At 47.7% G+C, this 1224-nt stretch carries 1 pseudogene; it reads right to left on the reverse strand.

What is annotated here, in order from left to right:
- Positions 1-1224: pseudogene (locus R8N28_RS25635) on the reverse strand (hypothetical protein); the annotation flags it as partial.

A 1224-nucleotide genomic window follows, 5' to 3' on the forward strand; every position in this document is an offset into this window, starting at 1 on the left:
AGAATCGCCTTTACCATAGATATTCATGTCACCAACATCGAAGAACAGCTGGTTTGTCTTGGTTGGCTCGACCGTGATTTGAATATCGTCTGAGGTATCAAATACGCCATCAGGGCCGCTATTTACCATCTCGGTAGAATCAGGAATGTAAGCAAAGCCACCAGGATAACGGTCGACCAAACGCACTCCTGAGAATGGGTTGTCGTTTTCGTTGGTGATCACCACTTCATATTCAACGACTTCACCGACACTGGCTTCCGATTTGCTTGCCACTTTAGTGACTTTCAGCATGCCTTCGTTGTAAGCCTGCTTTTTCACTTTGATCGTGACATTCGCAGATGCCGTTTCGCCCGTCGATGCCGCCGCCGTGAAGACGTTGGTAAAGTTGTCATCAATGCCTTGATTGATCTCACCTGTCACGACGATTTCAAACTCGTTGCCTTGGTATGCTTTCAAGGTATGGTTGGAATTGACGTTGTTATCCGAATCCACAGAGACCACAACGCCAGATTTCAGCTCTGTGATGGTCGCTTTCCATGTCGTGGACAACGCATTACCGTTGCTACCAATCAATTTGTCGATTTCGTCCAACAAGTTCACGCTCTCTGCATCACCAGAGCCACGGTTAACCGCCGTCATCGTGAACGTGATTTCATCGTCATCATTGGTGTATTCGGCTTTATCGGCCACTTTCGTCACCGATAAGATGATCGGTTGCGGTTTGATAATGGCGACATCTTCTGCCAAAACATCGCTTTCCGATTTGTCGTATGCGTAAGCGTGGTTGGTGATTTCGCCCATCGCGTCTGCATTGACCACACCGGTAATCTCAATGTCTAACGTGTCGTTTGGCGCAAGAATCACGCGACTGTTTACATCCAGATTGTCGCCCTGAATTTGCGGCAGAACGATGGTTCGTTCATCGTTGTATGAACTGGTCATACGCCAACTGGTAAATGCTTCAGCTTGAGTGTCGTTGATGGTGTTGACCTTGAGTTCTGAGATCAGATCTTTCAGTATCATCTCTTCAGTAAATGAACCCGATTCATTCGTTAACACCACGTGGTAAGTAACACTCTCTCCCGGACGGTAGAACTCATCGTCAACGGTTTTTTCAAGTTTGACCGACTCCGGCATCGCCAGCAGTGTCGCTGTTGAATCTTGCGTTTCACCACGGAATGTGGCGCTGGCGGTATTCTCAATTTCGCCAGTAGCGTATTGGTT

Source organism: Vibrio sp. Vb1554 (genome assembly GCF_033344235.1).